This window comes from Nocardioides sp. LS1, assembly GCF_003865225.1.
GTDB classification, from domain to species: Bacteria; Actinomycetota; Actinomycetes; order Propionibacteriales; family Nocardioidaceae; genus Nocardioides; species Nocardioides ginsengisegetis.
Genome location: NZ_BIFF01000001.1, coordinates 327,581 through 343,916, shown reverse-complemented (window position 1 = coordinate 343,916; position 16,336 = coordinate 327,581). Strand labels below are relative to the sequence as shown.

At 70.5% G+C, this 16,336-nt stretch carries 18 protein-coding genes; all 18 read right to left on the bottom strand.

The genetic code is table 11. The features are described from left to right. Positions 1 to 46: 46 nt before the first annotated feature. The 18 genes from EJF31_RS01665 to EJF31_RS01580 all read right to left on the bottom strand — a co-directional run bounded on the left by EJF31_RS01665 (position 47) and on the right by EJF31_RS01580 (position 16,333). Positions 47 to 445, bottom strand: coding sequence for a F0F1 ATP synthase subunit epsilon (locus tag EJF31_RS01665; protein WP_125035363.1), 399 nt, complete (start codon positions 443 to 445; stop codon positions 47 to 49). Beyond that, positions 445 to 1,899, bottom strand: coding sequence for a F0F1 ATP synthase subunit beta (atpD, locus tag EJF31_RS01660; RefSeq protein ID WP_125035362.1), 1,455 nt, complete (start codon positions 1,897 to 1,899; stop codon positions 445 to 447). The genes EJF31_RS01665 and atpD overlap by 1 nt, the downstream gene beginning before the upstream one ends. Before the next feature lie 5 nt (positions 1,900 to 1,904). Continuing rightward, positions 1,905 to 2,819 carry a F0F1 ATP synthase subunit gamma gene (locus EJF31_RS01655; RefSeq protein WP_125035361.1) on the bottom strand — a complete coding sequence of 305 codons (915 nt, stop codon included), beginning with the start codon at positions 2,817 to 2,819 and terminating at the stop codon, positions 1,905 to 1,907. Positions 2,820 to 2,822: 3 nt separating this feature from the next. After that, entirely contained in the window at positions 2,823 to 4,460 is a 1,638-nt protein-coding gene (gene atpA / locus EJF31_RS01650) for a F0F1 ATP synthase subunit alpha (RefSeq protein WP_125035360.1), read from the bottom strand. 73 nt (positions 4,461 to 4,533) lie between these two features. Next, positions 4,534 to 5,343 (bottom strand): F0F1 ATP synthase subunit delta, encoded by an 810-nt coding sequence (locus EJF31_RS01645; protein WP_125035359.1) that lies wholly within the window; start codon positions 5,341 to 5,343, stop codon positions 4,534 to 4,536. Next, positions 5,343 to 5,873, bottom strand: coding sequence for a F0F1 ATP synthase subunit B (locus EJF31_RS01640; protein WP_125035358.1), 531 nt, complete (start codon positions 5,871 to 5,873; stop codon positions 5,343 to 5,345). Before EJF31_RS01640 ends, EJF31_RS01645 begins: the two co-directional genes overlap by 1 nt. A 67-nt stretch (positions 5,874 to 5,940) precedes the next feature. Further along, positions 5,941 to 6,201: a F0F1 ATP synthase subunit C gene (locus tag EJF31_RS01635; protein ID WP_373994680.1), complete on the bottom strand. Its 261-nt coding sequence runs from the start codon at positions 6,199 to 6,201 to the stop codon at positions 5,941 to 5,943. Positions 6,202 to 6,273: 72 nt separating this feature from the next. Next, a complete protein-coding gene (gene atpB / locus EJF31_RS01630) occupies positions 6,274 to 7,056 on the bottom strand; it encodes a F0F1 ATP synthase subunit A (protein ID WP_125035357.1) in 783 nt (260 codons plus the stop codon). Further along, positions 7,053 to 7,475, bottom strand: coding sequence for an ATP synthase subunit I (locus EJF31_RS01625; RefSeq protein WP_125035356.1), 423 nt, complete (start codon positions 7,473 to 7,475; stop codon positions 7,053 to 7,055). The genes atpB and EJF31_RS01625 overlap by 4 nt, the downstream gene beginning before the upstream one ends. A gap of 48 nt (positions 7,476 to 7,523) precedes the next feature. Further along, positions 7,524 to 7,742: an AtpZ/AtpI family protein gene (locus tag EJF31_RS01620; RefSeq protein ID WP_125035355.1), complete on the bottom strand. Its 219-nt coding sequence runs from the start codon at positions 7,740 to 7,742 to the stop codon at positions 7,524 to 7,526. Positions 7,743 to 8,027: 285 nt separating this feature from the next. Further along, entirely contained in the window at positions 8,028 to 9,188 is a 1,161-nt protein-coding gene (locus tag EJF31_RS01615) for a glycosyltransferase family 4 protein (protein ID WP_125035354.1), read from the bottom strand. Between the two features lie 4 nt (positions 9,189 to 9,192). Next, positions 9,193 to 9,852 carry an L-threonylcarbamoyladenylate synthase gene (locus tag EJF31_RS01610; protein ID WP_125035353.1) on the bottom strand — a complete coding sequence of 220 codons (660 nt, stop codon included), beginning with the start codon at positions 9,850 to 9,852 and terminating at the stop codon, positions 9,193 to 9,195. 36 nt (positions 9,853 to 9,888) lie between these two features. Continuing rightward, positions 9,889 to 10,746, bottom strand: coding sequence for a peptide chain release factor N(5)-glutamine methyltransferase (prmC, locus tag EJF31_RS01605; protein ID WP_125035352.1), 858 nt, complete (start codon positions 10,744 to 10,746; stop codon positions 9,889 to 9,891). After that, complete coding sequence (gene prfA / locus EJF31_RS01600; RefSeq protein ID WP_125035351.1) at positions 10,743 to 11,816, bottom strand: peptide chain release factor 1; 1,074 nt, start codon at positions 11,814 to 11,816, stop codon at positions 10,743 to 10,745. Before prfA ends, prmC begins: the two co-directional genes overlap by 4 nt. A gap of 90 nt (positions 11,817 to 11,906) precedes the next feature. After that, on the bottom strand, positions 11,907 to 12,122 hold the full coding sequence (gene rpmE / locus EJF31_RS01595; RefSeq protein ID WP_125035350.1) for a 50S ribosomal protein L31: 216 nt from the start codon (positions 12,120 to 12,122) through the stop codon (positions 11,907 to 11,909). A 103-nt stretch (positions 12,123 to 12,225) separates the two neighbouring features. Next, on the bottom strand, positions 12,226 to 13,794 hold the full coding sequence (locus EJF31_RS01590) for an ATP-binding protein (RefSeq protein ID WP_125035349.1): 1,569 nt from the start codon (positions 13,792 to 13,794) through the stop codon (positions 12,226 to 12,228). Then, entirely contained in the window at positions 13,791 to 15,269 is a 1,479-nt protein-coding gene (locus EJF31_RS01585) for a glycosyltransferase (protein ID WP_125035348.1), read from the bottom strand. The genes EJF31_RS01590 and EJF31_RS01585 overlap by 4 nt, the downstream gene beginning before the upstream one ends. Further along, entirely contained in the window at positions 15,266 to 16,333 is a 1,068-nt protein-coding gene (locus tag EJF31_RS01580) for a HEAT repeat domain-containing protein (RefSeq protein WP_125035347.1), read from the bottom strand. The genes EJF31_RS01585 and EJF31_RS01580 overlap by 4 nt, the downstream gene beginning before the upstream one ends. Between the last annotated feature and the right edge of the window lie 3 nt (positions 16,334 to 16,336).

The following is a 16,336-nucleotide window of genomic DNA, read 5'->3' as shown; positions in this document are numbered from 1 at the left end:
ACCCTAGCGGGCGACCGGAGGGGACGGACGGGTGGGTCGGCTGGTGTCAGCGCGCCCGTTCGAAGGTGCGGATGCGGGCCTCGGCGGCACGGATCCGGGCCTGCTGCTTCTGGTCCTCGGGGTCGGCCTCGGCAGCCTCGAGCTGGGCCCGAGCCTCGTCGAGGTCGATCTCGTGGGACATCTCGGCGTGCTCGGCCAGGATCGAGACCCGGTTGTGGGCGACCGAGATGAACCCGTCGTCGACGGCCACGAAGTGCTGGTGGCTGTCCGGCTCGGTGATCTCGACGACCCCGCTGACGAGCAGCGAGAGGATCGGCGTGTGGTTGCGCAGGATCCCCACGTCACCCTCGGCCGTCCGGGCGATGACCATGGTGGCGGGACCGGACCACACGGTCCGGTCCGCCGCCACGAGCTCCACCTGGAGGTGGCTGTCGGTGTCGGCCATCAGAGGCTCTTCTGGATCTCTGCCCACTTCTTCTCGACGTCGTCCAGACCGCCGCACATGAAGAAGGCCTGCTCGGCCACGTGGTCGTACTCACCGTCGGCGATCTTGTTGAACGCCTCGATCGTGTCGGCCACCGGAACCGTCGAACCCTCGATGCCGGTGAACTGCTTGGCGACGTAGGTGTTCTGGGACAGGAAGCGCTGGATGCGGCGAGCGCGGGACACGATGATCTTGTCCTCTTCGGAGAGCTCGTCGACACCGAGGATCGCGATGATGTCCTGGAGCTCCTTGTTGCGCTGCAGGATCTGCTTGATCCGGATGGCGCAGTCGTAGTGCGCCTGCCCGATGTACTGGGCGTCCAGGATCCGCGAGGTCGACGTCAGCGGGTCCACCGCGGGGTAGATACCGAGCGAGGCGATCTCTCGCGAGAGCTCGGTGGTCGCGTCGAGGTGGGCGAAGGTCGTCGCCGGAGCCGGGTCGGTGTAGTCGTCCGCCGGCACGTAGATCGCCTGCATCGAGGTGATCGAGTGACCGCGGGTCGAGGTGATCCGCTCCTGCAGCGTGCCCATCTCGTCGGCGAGGTTCGGCTGGTAACCCACGGCGGACGGCATGCGGCCGAGCAGCGTGGACACCTCGGAACCGGCCTGGGTGAACCGGAAGATGTTGTCGATGAACAGCAGCACGTCCTGGCCCTGCACGTCGCGGAAGTACTCCGCCATCGTCAGCGCCGAGAGGGCCACGCGCAGGCGGGTGCCCGGCGGCTCGTCCATCTGGCCGAAGACGAGGGCGGTCTGGCCGATGACGCCGGCCTCCTCCATCTCGACGATCAGGTCGTTGCCCTCACGGGTGCGCTCGCCGACACCGGCGAACACCGACACACCACCGTGGTCCTTGGCAACACGCGCGATCATCTCCTGGATGAGCACGGTCTTGCCGACGCCGGCGCCGCCGAACAGGCCGATCTTTCCGCCCTGCACGTAGGGGGTCAGCAGGTCGATGACCTTGATGCCGGTCTCGAACATCTGGGTCTTGGACTCGAGCTGGTCGAAGGCCGGGGCCTTGCGGTGGATGCCCCAGCGCTCCTTGACCTCGAGCTGCTCGTCGCCCTCGAGGTTCAGGCACTCGCCCAGGGTGTTGAACACCCGGCCGAGCGTCGCGTCGCCCACGGGGACGGTGATCGGGCCGCCGGTGTCCTGCACCTGCGCGCCGCGGACCAGGCCGTCGGTCGGCTGCAGCGAGATCGCGCGGACCATGCCGTCACCGATGTGCTGGGCGACCTCGAGCGAGAGCACCTTGGCCTCGCCGCCGAGCTCCAGCTTGGTCTCGAGCTTGTTGTACATCTCGGGCATCGAGTCGATGGGGAACTCGATGTCGACGACGGGACCGATGACGCGGGCGATCCTGCCGACGCCGCCAGCAGCCTTGGCCGTGGTCTCTTCAACAGTGGCAGTCATGTCTCTCACTCATTCCCGGCGTTGGCGTCGGCCAGCGCGTTGACGCCACCGACGATCTCGCTGATTTCCTGGGTAATGCCGGCCTGGCGGGCCTGGTTGGCGATCCGGCGGTACTTCTTGATGAGCTCGTCGGCGTTGTCCGTCGCGGACTTCATGGCCTTCTGACGGGCGGCCAGCTCGGAAGCGGCCGCCTGCAGCATGGCGAAGAAGATCCGGCTCTGGACGTACTGCGGGAGCAGCCCGTCCAGGACGTGCTCGGCCGAGGGCTCGAACTCGTAGAGCGGCAGGACCTCGTCGGGCGCGGGCTTCTCCTCGCCCTCGACGACCTCCAGCGGGAGCAGGCGGATGGCCGTCGGCTCCTGGACCAGCATCGAGCGGAAGCGCGTGTAGACCACGTGCACCTCGTCGACGTTCCCCTCAGCGCCCTCGTCCTTCAGGAAGGCCTCGATGAGGGTCTTCCCGACGTCGTGGGCGATGTCGTTGGACGGCTGGTCGGAGAACCCGGTCCACGACCGCACGATCGGACGGGCGCGGAACTTGAAGTACGCCTCGCCCTTGCGGCCGCAGATGTAGGTGTCGATCTCCTTGCCCTCCCCGCGGAGCTTCTCCGCGAGGCGCTCGGCCTCCTTGAGCACGCTCGAGGAGTAGGCGCCGGCCAGGCCACGGTCGCTGGTCACGATGAGCACGGCGGCCCGCTTGGGGTCCTCCGGCTCACGCGTGAGCGGGTGGTCGACGTTGGCGTAGGTCGCCACCGCCGACACCGCGCGGGTCAGCTCACGGGCGTAGGGCGCGGCCGACTGGGCCCGCTGCTGCGCCTTGATGATGCGGGACGCAGCAATGAGCTCCATGGCGCGCGTGATCTTCTTCATCGACTCCGTCGACTTGATCCGCGCTCGGTACTCACGCAGCGATACGGCCATGCGTCAGCCCCGCTTCTGCTTGACGATCTGCTCCTGGTCCTCGTCCTCCAGCGCCTCGGCCTGGGGCTCGTGGCCGACCTTGATCGAGCCACCGTCGGAGGTCTCGAACTGGTCCAGGAAGGAGGTGTAGGCCTTGTCCAGCGACTGCTCCGTGCCGTCCTCGAACTTCTGGGTCTCACGGATGGTCGAGAGCACGCCGTCGTTGCTGCGGCGCAGGTAGTCGAGGAACTCCTGCTCGAAGCGCAGCACGTCGGGGGTGGGGACCTTGTCCAGGCGGCCGGTGGTGCCGAGCCACAGCGAGACGGTCATCTCCTCGAGCGGGTACGGCGAGTAGGCCGGCTGCTTGAGGAGCGCCATCAGGCGCTGGCCGCGGTCGAGCTGCTGGCGCGAGGCCGCGTCGAGGTCGGAGGCGAACATCGCGAACGCCTCCATGGCGCGGAACTGGGCCAGGTCGACCTTCAGCGAGCCGGTGACGGCCTTCATCGCCTTGGTCATGGCCGAGCCACCCACGCGCGAGACCGAGACACCGACGTCGATGGCCGGGCGCTGGTTGGACGCGAACAGGTCCGACTGCAGGAAGATCTGGCCGTCGGTGATCGAGATGACGTTGGTCGGGATGAACGCCGAGACGTCGTTGGCCTTGGTCTCGATGATCGGCAGGCCGGTCATCGAGCCCTTGCCCTTGGCGTCGGAGAGCTTCGCGCAACGCTCGAGCAGGCGGCTGTGCAGGTAGAAGACGTCACCCGGGTAGGCCTCACGGCCCGGCGGGCGGCGCAGCAGCAGCGACACGGCGCGGTAGGCCTCGGCCTGCTTGGTCAGGTCGTCGAACACGATGAGGACGTGCTTGCCGTCGTACATCCAGTGCTGGCCGATGGCCGAGCCGGTGTAGGGGGCGAGGTACTTGAAGCCCGCGCTGTCCGACGCCGGGGACGCCACGATCGTGGTGTACTCCAGCGCGCCGGCCTCCTCGAGGGCGCCACGCACGGAGGCGATGGTCGAGCCCTTCTGGCCGATGGCGACGTAGATGCAGCGCACCTGCTTGTCCGGGTCGCCGGACTCCCAGTTCTGCTTCTGGTTGATGATCGTGTCGATCGCGATGGTGGTCTTGCCGGTCGCGCGGTCACCGATGATCAGCTGGCGCTGGCCACGGCCGATCGGGGTCATGGCGTCGATCGCCTTGATGCCGGTCGCGAGCGGCTCGTGCACCGACTTGCGGTCCATCACGGTCGGGGCCTGGAGCTCGAGCGCGCGACGCTCGTCGCTCTGGATCTCGCCGAGGCCGTCGATCGGGGTGCCGAGCGGGTCGACGACGCGGCCCATGAAGCCGTCTCCGACGGGGACCGAGAGGATCTCGCCGGTCCGGCGGACCGTCTGGCCTTCCTCGATCTTGTCGAAGTCACCCAGGACGACGACACCGATCTCGCGGGTGTCGAGGTTCAGGGCGATGCCCAGCGTGCCGTCCTCGAACTCGAGCAGCTCGTTGGCCATGGCCGACGGAAGACCGGTGACCCGGGCGATGCCGTCGGCGGCCTGGGCGACCGTGCCGACCTCTTCCTTGCTCGCTGCGTCGGGCTGGTAGTCCGCGACGTACTTCTGGAGCGCGTCGCGGATCTCCTCCGGACGGATCGTGAGCTCCGTCATCTTCGTCCCTACTCTCTTGTCTCTACTGAAGTCTCTGCGTGGCGGTGGTGCTGGGGTGGTGGGGCGGTCGGACTCAGCCGACCAGGCGCCGGCGCGCGTCGTCGAGGCGGCTCGCGATGGTGCCGTCGATGACCTGGTCACCGATCTGGAGGCGGAGGCCGCCGACCACGCTCTGGTCGACCACCACGTTGAGGTGCACCGGGCGGGAGTACTGGCGCGCCAGCACGTCCGCGAGGCGCTGCTGCTCCCCCGCCTCGAGGGGGCGAGCGGTGCGGACCAGCGCGACGAGGCGGTTGCGCGTCTCGGCGGCCACCTTGCCGTACTCGTCGAGGGCCCGGGCCACCGTGAGGTGGACGCCGGAGACGGAGCGCTCGGCCAGGCGGATCGCGCCGCCCGCGGCCTTGCCCTCCAGGAGGGAGCGCACCAGGGCCCGCTTGTCGCCCGCGGACCGCGCCGGGTCCGAGAGGGCGTCGCGCAGCTCGGGGTTGTCGACGACCGCGCGGCCGAAGCGGAACAGGTCGTCCTCGAGGCGGTCTGCCTCGCCCGCGGCGTCGGCGGCCTTGACCAGCGCCACCACACCGAGCTGCTCGAGGGCCCGGGCGAGGTCTCCGCTGGATGCCCAGCGGAGCCCGGCGGCCGTGCCCACGATCTCGGTGGCGGTGCTGTCCAGGTGGCTGCCGAAGATGCCGCTCACCAGGGCGCGCTTGGCCTCGGCCGGGCTGGACGGGTCGGTCGCCGCACGGCGGAGCGCCGGCTGGTCGCGCAGCACGTCGGCTGCGGCGAACAGGCCGTCACCCACGGCGGCGCCGTCGGCGCCCCCGTCGATGGCGGTGCCCAGCGCGTCGGACAGACGCGCGAGGGACTCTCCGGACGAACCCTGCATCAGTTGCTCCGCGCCTGGTCGAGGTCGGTGAGGAAGCGCTCGACGACCCGGCTCTGGCGAGCCTCGTCGTCCAGCGACTCACCGACGATGCGACCCGCCAGCGTGGTGGCCAGCGTGCCCACCTCGTTGCGCAGCGACGCGACGGCCGCCTTGCGGTCGGCCTCGATCTGGGTGTGGGCGTGCTCGACGATGCGCTGAGCCTCGGCCTGGGCCTGCTCCCGCATCTCCGCGATGATCCCCGCACCCTGCTCGCGCGCCTCCTCGCGGATGCGAGCGGCCTCGTGACGGGCGTCCGCGATCTGCGCGCGGAACTCCTCCTCCGCCTGGTGGGCCTCGGACTTGGCCTGGTCGAGGTCCGCGAACTGCTGGCGAATGGCCTCCTGGCGCGCCGTCATCGCCTTGTTGATCGGCGGGACGACGTACTTGCCCAGGATGAACACCATGATCGCGAAGGCGAACAGCTCGACGAAGAACGTGCCGTTGGGAACGAGGAAGTTGCTCTCCATCGGGACGATCGCAACGCTTGCCATCAATTGATCCTTTGGTCGTGGCGGTGTGGCACGGGCGCCGGAGCGCCCAGGTTTCAGATCCTCGGGGTCACTTACCGAGGACGAAGACGAACAGCGCCATGAACGCGAGGTTGATGAAGAACATCGCCTCGACCAGACCGACCGTCAGGAAGAAGATCGTCTGGAGGCGGCCCTGCGCCTCGGGCTGGCGGGCAACGCCCTGGATGTACGACGAACCGGCGAGGCCGTCACCGACACCAGCGCCGATCGCGCCGCCGGCGAGGGCCAGTCCGCCGCCGACGAAGGCGCCAGCGGTCTTGATGGCCGATTCCATAGTGTCTGCTGCCACTGTTTCTCCTTGGTTGGGCACCGGGTGACGGTGCTCGTTTCTTACAACTGGGGGGTGCGGCCGACCGGAGGGTCAGGCCGCGGGGGCGGACTCGAGGTCCTCGTGGTGCTCGTCGTGCTCGCCGTGACCGGCCCCGGCCATGCCGAAGTAGAGGATCACCAGCAGCGCGAAGATGAAGGCCTGGATGCCGCCGATCGCCATGTCGAAGAGCTTCCAGAGCAGGTTGGGCGCCCAGGACGCGTAGAACGGGATGAGCCCGATCAGCGCGAGCATGATGCCGCCGGCGAAGATGTTGCCGAAGAGTCGCAGCGCGAGGGTGATCGGCTTGGTGAGCTCCTCGAGGATGTTCAGCGGGAGCAGCACGGGGAACGGCTCGAGGAAGTGCTTGAGGTAGCCACCCAGGCCCTTCTCACGGATGCCGTAGGTCCACACGCCGACCATCGCCATGATCGCCATCGCGTAGGTCAGGTTGGTGTCGGCCGTGGGGGCCGGCAGGAGGTGAAGGTGGTCGTTGATCTCCGTGGGGAGCAGCTCGAGCCAGTTGGCGAAGAGGATGAAGAAGAACAGCGCCACGGCCAGCGGGACGACGAACGCCGGGACCTTGCCCAGGTTGTCCTCCACCTGCGTGGTGACCTCCTTGACGATGGTCTCCCAGAGCAGCTGGACCTTGGTCGGCACGTGGTCCGTGGTGTTCTTCGTCAGCGCCGAGCGGGCCCAGAAGCCGAGGATCAGCACGATCGCGCCGGCGACCAGGGTGGTCCAGATCGTGTCCATGTTGAACGTGAGGCCCAGGAAGTGGCGCTCGACGTGATGGCCGATCTCGATGTTCGTGTCGAGGGGCAGCAGGCCGGTCATGCCTTGTTCAACTCCTTCAGCAGGGGGATCCCGGTCATCACGAGCGCGATGAGGCGGAAGATGGCCAGACCGAGCAGGAGCCCGATGCCGTCCGGCCAGAACATCACGGCGATCGCCACCGCGACAACGGACAGGGCAGCCAGGCGGATGAAGGTCGAGACCGCGATCTTGCTGCGGGTCGGCTCCTCCCCCGAGCTGATGAGCTTGAGCAGCCAGAACTCCGTGACCAGGTGGTTGAGGAGTCCCAGGCCGATGCCGGCGGCGATGCAGGCGGCCAGGCGCCACTCGCCGAGCTGGCCGGCGATCCAGTAGGTCGCGACGACGAGGACGAGCGCCACGACGACGGTCTTCTTCTGGTCGCGCACGACGCGCACCACGGAGGGGCGCGGGGGCGTCTGGGGAGTCTCGGGGGAAGTCATGGTGGTATCCGTCTCGCGGTCGGTCGTCTGGTTGCTCATCGGGTCAGCTCACCCCCGGAGGGCGGCACGGACACGAAGCCAGAAGCCGACACCCCCGCAGACGATGCCGAGTGCGATGCCGACCAGCGTGAACGCGGGAGACGTGCCCGCGCTGCGGTCGAGGAGGAGCCCGAGGACCATGCCCACGATGACCGAACCGGCGAGGAGTCCCCCGAGCCCGGCGAGGTCACGGCCTCGCAGGCTGTTGTCGGAGAGCTCATCGACCATCCCAAGTCGCTTTCATCGGCAGGCTTGAAGACGTCGGCTCCGGGACCGCGCAGGAGGGGGTCCGGGTGTGCGTCCGACGACGGCGTGAAACTACCACAGCGGGACGGGGCTCTGAACCCGGGGACCGGGGTGGTCCCGGAGAGCGTCCGGGGGGTCCCGGAGAGGCTCGAGCCAAGGGCGGTCGTCATGGGTGGCGGCCGTTCTTTTCGTCGGTGCTGGGTGCTTGTGAAAACTAGCACAAAGTCCTCGGGGCCCTCCAACCGGGTCCCCCCACAGCCCTCCGGCTCAGCCCTCCGGCAGGGGCTCCTCGGGCACCGTGGGGTGGGGCGGGAGCGGCCGCCGGATGGCCGGGAGCAGGAAGGTCATGCCGACGGTCACCGTCGCCATGATGCCGAGCGAGACCCACATCCAGGTGCCGGTGTAGAGACTGATCAGGACCGTCCCGAACGCCACCAGGCCGGCCCAGAGCCACATGATGAAGACCGCACGCCGCTGGCTGTGCCCGATCTCCAGCAGCCGGTGGTGCAGGTGCTGCTTGTCGGGTGCGAAGGGCGAGCGCCCGGCGCGCGTGCGGCGTACGACGGCGAGGGTCAGGTCCACCATGGGCACGATCAGGATCGAGACCGGCAGCAGCAGCGGCAGCAGGGTCGGGACCAGGCTCGCCCGGGACCCGTCGGCGCCCTGGCTGAGCTCGGGCCCGGAGAACTGGCCGGTCAGGGTCAACGCGCTGGCGGACAGGACCAGGCCGATCAGCATCGAGCCGCTGTCGCCCATGAAGAGCCGGGCCGGGTGGAAGTTGTGCGGCAGGAACCCGGCGCAGGCGCCGGCCAGCGAGGCGCTCAGCAGGGCGCCGGTGATCGCCAGGCTCACGCCGTTGAGGTTGGCCAGCTGGTAGCAGAAGACGAAGAACGCGACCGCGCCGATGCCCACGACCCCGGCGGCGAGTCCGTCGAGGCCGTCGACGAAGTTCACGGCGTTGACGGTCGCGACCACCACGAGCACGGTGAGGATCGCGCCCTGCGCGCTGTCGAGGGAGAACTGGCTGCCGTCCGGCACGGGGAAGAAGACGTACTGGATGCCGAAGACGATGAGGAAGCCCGCGGCCAGCACCTGGCCACCGAGCTTGGTCAGCGCGTCGAGCTCGAAGAGGTCGTCGAGGACGCCCACGGCGCAGATCAGGGCGCCGGCGATGAGCACGATGCCCGCGTCGCGGAAGACGAAGTCGCTGCTGGTGGAGAGGAACGGCAGCTCACGGGCCACGACGTACGCCGCCACGAGCCCGCCGAGCATCGCGAGCCCGCCGAGGTAGGGGATCGGCTCGGCGTGGACGTCACGGTCGCGGACCTCGGCCACGGCCCCGGTGCGCAGGGCGATCTCGCGGGCCACCACCGTCAGCAGGTAGGTGACCGAGGCGGCGACGAGGAAGACGAGGGCATACTCGCGCAAGCGCTCAGCCTTCGTCCGTGAGGGTGGCGCCCAGCGGCTCGAGGACGGCGTTGAGCTCCTCCAGCGACAGCGCACCACGACGCAGCACCCGGCCCTGGGACCCGGTGACGTCGATGATCGTCGAGGCCTCTCCCCCGGTCGACTCGCCGCCGTCGACGATCACCGCGACGTCCTCGCCCAGCATCTGCTCGGCCTGGTCGGCGTCGGTGGCGGCCGGCATGCCGGTCTTGTTGGCCGAGCTCACGGCCAGCGGGCCGGTGCGCTCGAGGATCTCGCGGGCGATGGGGTCGGCGGGCATGCGGACGGCCACGGTCCCGCGGGTGTCACCGAGGTCCCACTGCAGCGAGGACTGCTGGTGGCAGACCAGGGTCAGCGGGCCCGGCCAGAAGGCGTCGATCAGTGCCCGGGCGTAGCCGGGGATGCTCACCGCGAGGGCGTCGATGGTCGTGGCGGCGCTGATCAGGACCGGCGGCGGCATCTCGCGGCCGCGGCCCTTGGCGGCCAGCAGTCCGCGGACGGCGGCCGGGTCGAAGGCGTCGGCGCCGATGCCGTAGACGGTGTCGGTGGGCAGGACCACGAGGTGGCCGCGCTGGATGGCCATGCTGGCCGCCTCGATCGCGGCCTCGCGCTCGTCCTCCGTGCCGGTGGGGTAGCGCTCGCTCATGCCGTCATCACCTTGGTCGCTGCGTCGTCCACCCGGTCATCGTGCCAGTCGCGCGGTCAGGAAGCGCGGACGCCCTGCCAGGTCGCGGTGGTCGCGCACCTCGGTCCAGCGACCGGTGGCGGCGAAGACCCCCGGAGCCGAGGCGCCCTGCTGGTCGGCGTGCTCGGCCCCGACCACTCCCCCGGGCCTCAGCAGCAGCGCGGCCCGGGCCTCCAGGACGCGGATCGCGTCGAGCCCGTCGTCGCCGGAGAAGAGCGCCAGGTGCGGGTCGTGGTCGCGGGCCTCCGGGGCCACGGACTCCCACGCGTCGAGGGGGATGTACGGCGGGTTGCAGCTGATCACGTCGACGGTGCCGGCGAGGTCGTCGAAGGCCGACGCCATGTCGCCGTGGCGCAGGTCGACGCCCGTGCCGGCCAGGTTGCGGGCGGCCCAGCCGTGGGCGGAGTCGTCCAGCTCGACCGCGTGGACCGTGGCGTGCGGGACCTCGTCGGCGATCGCCTTGGCGACCGCGCCCGAGCCGGTGCACAGGTCGACCACGACCGGGGCTCGCCCGGCGGCCGAGCCTGCCGAGACCGCCTGCTCGATCGCCCAGCCGGCCAGCAGCTCGGTCTCGGGCCGCGGCACGAACACCCCCGGCCCGACGAGGAGCTCGACGTGCCGGAAGTACGCGACGCCGGTCAGGTGCTGCAGCGGCTCGCGGGCGGCACGGCGGTCCAGGAGGGCGACGTACTGCTCGAGGGCCGGGGCGGGGACGTCGTCGACGAGGACCAGGCGGGACCGGTCGGTGCCGAGCACGTGGGCCAGGAGCTCGGCGGCGTCGTGCTCCGGGCTCGCGACGCCGGCCTCGGCGAGCCGGCGGACCGCGTCGGCGAGCACCTGCCTGCGGGGGGTCACTGCTCGAGGGCCTCGAGGCGGGCGGCGAGGTCGGCCTCGGTGCAGGAGTCGAGGACGGGCTGGAGGTCGCCGTCGAGCACCTGGTCGAGGTTGTAGGACTTGTAGCCGGTGCGGTGGTCGGAGATCCGGTTCTCCGGGTAGTTGTAGGTGCGGATCCGCTCGGACCGGTCGACGGTGCGGACCTGGCTGCGCCGGGCCGCGCCGGCCTCCGCGTCGGCCTTCTCCTGCGCGGCCGCGAGGAGCCGGGCACGCAGGATGCGCATCGCCTGCTCGCGGTTCTGGAGCTGGCTCTTCTCGTTCTGGCAGCTCGCGACGATGCCGGTCGGCACGTGCGTGATCCGCACGGCGGAGTCGGTGGTGTTGACGCTCTGGCCACCGGGACCACTGCTGCGGTAGACGTCGATGCGCAGGTCGTTCTCGTCGATGGTGACGTCGACCTGCTCGGCCTCCGGGAAGACCAGGACGCCGGCGGCGCTGGTGTGCACCCGCCCCTGCGACTCGGTGACGGGCACCCGCTGGACGCGGTGCACGCCGCCCTCGAACTTCAGCAGGGCGTACGGCGCCTCGCCGGGCTCGGGTGTGCCCTTGGCCTTCACGGCGACGGTCACCGACTTGTAGCCACCCAGGTCCGACTCGTTGGCGTCGATCAGCTCGACCTTCCAGCCCCGCCCCTCGGCGTACCGGGTGTACATGCGGAGCAGGTCGGCCGCGAACAGCGCGGACTCCTCGCCCCCCTCGCCGGACTTCACCTCGAGGATGACGTCCTTGTCGTCGGCCTCCTCGCGCGGCACGAGCAGCCGGCGCAGCCGCTCCTCGGCGACGGCGCGTCGCTCGACCAGCGTCTCCGCCTCCTCGGCGAAAGCGGGGTCCTCGCCGGCGAGCTCGCGGGCGGCTCCGAGGTCGTCGTCGATCTGCTGGAGGTCGCGCCAGGCGCCGATCGTCGCCGAGAGCGCGGCGTAGCGCTGGTTGAGGCGCTTGGCGAGCCGGGCGTCGGCGTGCGTCTCGGGCTCGGCGAGCCGGGCCTCGAGCTGCTCGTGCTCGGCGACGAGTCCTTCGACGGCCTCGAACATGGGTGCCCCTCGTGGTGCGTTCGGAGATCGGTGGGACAAATCACGAGCGCCGGCCCCCGCACGATGGCGGGGACCGGCGCTCGGACGAAGCTACTTCTTGGCAGCCTTGGCGTAGCGGGCCTCGAAGCGGGCGACGCGGCCGCCGGTGTCGAGGATCTTCTGCTTGCCGGTGTAGAACGGGTGGCACTGCGAGCAGACGTCGGCGTGGATCGAGCCGGAGGTCGCGGTGCTGCGGGTGGTGAACTGCGCGCCACAGGTGCAGGTGACCTGGGTGTCCACGTAGTCCGGGTGGATGTCCTTCTTCATGTCCGGTTTCCTTTCGGGGCCGCCGGGTCGTCTCCGCCGAGTGCGGACGACGTGAACCGGGACCGACCCCCAAGTGTGCCACCCGGCACAACCCAACCGGAAATCAGTGCGAGGTCATCTCGGGGTCGGCCCCGACGCGCGGCTCGGGCGCGACCGTCGGGGGCGTGACCGCGGTCTCGGACTGCAGGGGCAGGTGCACCACGACGGTGGTCCCCCGACCCTCCTGCGACTCGATCAGGACGTCGCCGGCGTGCTTGTCCACGATGGTCTGCACGATGCGCAGGCCCAGGCCGGTGCCGGCGATCTCGTTGGTCACCGCGTTGGAGGCGCGGAAGAAGCGCGTGCCGAGCCGCTCGACCTCGGAGGCCGGGATGCCGATGCCGTGGTCGCGGATCTGCACGGCCAGCCGGTCGTCGTCGCGCCAGAGCTCCACCTCGACCTGGCCACCGTCCCGGCTGAACTTCACCGCGTTGCTCAGCACGTTGAGGAACGCCCGGTGCAGCATCGCCCGGTCGGCCAGCACCAGCAACGCCTCCTCGGGGGCGGTCACGACGATCTTGATCCCGCGGTTGGCGGCGGTGATGCGCACGTCGGTGACGGCGTCGCGGGTCAGGCCGGTGATGTCCACGGCCTCGAGGTCGGTCGCCCGCGCCTCGGCTCGCGAGAGCGTGAGCAGGTCGTCGATGAGCAGCTTGAGACGGGAGACGTTGCGCCGGGTGGCGGCCAGCATCCGCTCGTGGCGCGGCGCGAGGCTCCCCTCGAACTCCTCGGCCACCATCTCGAGGTAGCCGCTGATCGTGGTCAGGGGCGTGCGCAGCTCGTGGGAGACGTTGGAGACGAAGTCGTCGCGCGCCGTGTCGAGGATGCGCAGCTCGTCCTGGATGCGGTGCTCCACCGCCCGCGCACGAGCCTGCGCGTCGGCGAGGTCGTTGAGGGCGGCCGCGACCGCGCGGACCTCCCGGGGGCCGGCGTTCTCGGCACGGGCTCCGGGCTCGTTGCGGGCCAGCGCGTGCACGACCCCCTCGAGGTCGAGCAGTGGCGTGGAGAGCTCCTCGAGCAGGCGCTTGCGGGCCAGGGACGTGACCCACCAGGCGACGACGGCCACGACGACGACGGAGATGACGGTGCCCTTGAGCAGGCGCGAGGCGTCGGTGTCCGCCCGCTCGACACGTCGGTCGAAAGCCTCCGACGTCAGCTGCTGGGCGGCCCGGAAGTCGGCGAACGTGCGGGCGCCGATGCGGAAGCGCTTGGGCTGGTAGGTGTCCGGCCCGCCCGGGTCGGAGATGCGGGGCTCGGCATAGCGGTCCAGCCACACCTGTGCCGCCCTCTCCTGCTCCGCGACCAGCGCGGCGAGCTCGGGGTCGTCCGCGGCGAACCGGGCGACGGCCCGCATGTCCCCGGGGAGCCGCGACAGGGCCTGCTGGTAGGCGTCCTTGTACGTCGGCTGGCCACTGCGCGCCCAGTCACCCACCGCGCCCTTGACGTCGGTGAGGTCCTGGAGGACGTCCTGGTTGGCGGCGACGGCCGGCTGGAGGTCGTCGCTGAGGTGGCCGACGGCCGCGGTGGAGAGCACGACGCCGGTGACCGCGATGACGGCCATGAGTCCCACGCTGACGACGAAACGCACCACGATGGGCGCCACGAGGCGCGCAACCGGACGTCCGTTGCTCATGTCGATCCGAACCCCTTGCGCTGCATGTCGCCCCAGTCGTGGCGCGACTTGCGGATGACCTCGATGATTCCCCCGAGACGCCACCAGGCGTTGACCTGGCGGTAGACGAAGTTCTCCTCGACCGCCGCGCGCACCGCCCGGAAGAGATCCGGGAGGCCACGGTAGCGCCGGAAGGACATCTCTTCGGCCAGAAGCGCGACCAGGGTCACGAAGATCGCGAAGAGGATCGAGGCCGTCAGGAGCACCACCACGATGGGCAGGTCAACGACGTTCCACGAGGAGAAGAACGTGTGCTCGAGGCCCAGCCCGACCATGAGGACGGTGAAGTAGAGCAGCCCGAACACCTCCACGACCGGGGCCAGCAGCTCGAAGAGCAGGAACCACGGCATGGTCAGCATGCCGATCACGCCGTACTTCGGGCGGAGGATCATCGCCTTGTGGCGGACCATGATCTCGGTCAGGCCCCGGTGCCACCGGCGCCGCTGCTTGCGCAGCACCCGCCGGTCCTCGGGCACCTCGGTCCAGGCGACCGGCTCGGGCACGAAGACGACGGTGGCGTCGCGCTGCGCGTCGCCGAGCAGGCGGTGGATGCGCACGACGAGCTCGGCGTCCTCGCCGATGCAGTCGGTGGACAGCCCGTCGACCTCGAGCAGCACGTCCTTGCGGAAGAGGCCGAACGCCCCGGAGATGATCAGCAGCCCGCCCGCGCGCGACCAGCCGGCCCGGCCGATCAGGAACGCGCGGAGGTACTCCACGACCTGGATCCGCGCCCACCAGCCGCGCGGCATCCGGAGGTCGGTCACGCGGCCGCGCTCGACGCGGGAACCGTTGGCGACCCGCACCACTCCCCCGGCGGCGACGACGCGTCCGGGGTCGTCGGCGAAGGGGCGCGAGACGTCGAGCAGCGCCTGCGGGTCGAGCAGCGAGTCCGCGTCGACCATGCAGACCAGCTCCTTGCGGGAGTAGTTGATCCCCGCGTTGAGCGCATCGGCCTTGCCGCCGTTGGTCTTCGCGACGAGCGCGAGGTTGTGCGATCCGCGCCGGCTCACCCACGTGCCGAGCACGTCGCCCTTCGTGGCGATGCGGCCGCCCGGCACCAGCGGCACCTCGACCATGTCGAACTCGCGGATCATCTTCTCGACCGTGTCGTCCTTGGACCCGTCGTCGATGACCACCACCTCGAAGTCGGGGTAGCGCAGCGCGGTCATGGCCTGGACCGACGAAATGATCGTGGCCGACTCGTTGTACGCCGGCATCAGCACCGAGACGCCCCGGGTCAGCGGGTCGAGGAACCACTCGTCGTAGCCGGCGAACTCGAGGCGGCGGCGGTAGGCGAGCAGGTCGGCCATGGCGAAGCCCGTCAGCACCAGGAAGCTGCCGTTGATCAGCACGGAGTAGACGGCACACCCGATGCCGACGACGAGGATGGCGTGGTGCAGCCCCGCGACGAAGCCGCTGAGCACGAGCGGGGTCATGCTTCGGTCCCCAGCCCCGCGAGTGCGACGACCTCGAGCGCGACCGGCGCGCGGGAGTCGTCGAGGACCTCACGTCCGCGGGGCCCACAGCGGCGCAGGGCGTTGGCCGCGGCGCGTGCGACCTCGACGTTGTCGTCGTAGAGGGTGGTGGCGAGGGCCGGCACCGCCCAGTCGCCGCCGACGAGCCCGAGGGCGCGCGCTGCGGCCATCCGGACGTCCGGGCTGCGGTGCCCCAGTGGGCCGCTCAGCGCGATGACCGACGAGCCCGCCCCGAGCTCACCGAGGGCGTAGATGCAGGCCACCTTGAGGGTGTCGGAGCCGTGGTCGAGGGCCGCCTCGAGGTCCGGCACGGCCTGGATGGCCCCGACCAGCCCGAGCGCGGCCGCCGCGAGGTAGCCGCGGCGGTCGAGCTCGACGTTGTCGTCGGGATCGTCGGTGACCTCGGACAGCGCTCCCCGCAGCACCGGGATGGCGGCCGACCCGATCCGGTCGATGCTGCCGAGGAACTCGCGGCGCAGCCGGGGCTCGGAGGCTCCTGTGGCCAGCAGGTGCTCGACGACGACGTCGTCGGGGAAGGCGGCAGCGGCCAGGACCGCCGTGCGGCGTACGGCGAAGTCCCGGTCGGCGAGCGCGTCGAGGACGGCCTGGCGCCCGGAGGGTTCGCGCAGCACCCCCAGCCGGTAGACGCCACGGCAGCGGCGGACCTGGGAGCGGCTCGCCGCGTTGGCGAGGGCCGCGTCCAGCGATCCCCACACGCGGAGCACGTCACGCAGTCGCTCCCGGGCGTCACCGCGCAGCTTGGGCACCAGCGCGAAGGCGTCGGCCAGCACGGCATCGCGCTCGGCCTGCGTCGCGGCGGCCAGGCGGGCCTGCGCCTCCTCGACCTCGTCGGCCTCGCCGGTGCTGAGCGTCAGCACGTGCCGCCACACGGGCGCACGCAGGGTCAGCCGTCGCCGTTCGGCACGGTCCTTGAGCAGGCGGATGCCGACCAGTGCCGCGATGACGAGCAGGCAGGCGAGGGTGAGGACGAGCGCCGCGACGTACCCGAGATGTGTGACGGTCATCGA